The sequence below is a fragment of the Patiriisocius sp. 208BN25-11 genome, from assembly GCF_058147145.1.
Window position 1 is genome coordinate 1 of the sequence record NZ_JBYVJY010000089.1, and the last position, 255, is coordinate 255.

The 255-nt window shown below is 40.0% G+C and carries 1 pseudogene; it reads left to right on the forward strand.

Going from position 1 to position 255, the window contains the following annotated elements:
* Positions 1–255: pseudogene (locus ACY2RS_RS15685) on the forward strand (S8 family serine peptidase); the annotation flags it as partial.

The window sequence follows — 255 nt, forward strand, 5'->3', positions numbered from 1 at the left end:
ATGCTACACATGTTGCTGGTACAATGATAGGTACTGGAAGTCAAATAGGTGGCCAAGCAGAAGGGATGGCTCCTGAGGCAGAACTACTAGCTTATAATTTTAATGCTGATGAACCAGAAATGGCTAATGCTGCGGGGGAGGGAATGATCTTATCTAACCATATTTATGGTATTCCTGCTCCAAATGTACCTCTTTGGTATATTGGATACTGTGATAGTAGCGCAAGAAATATTGATAGAATTATATACAATGCAC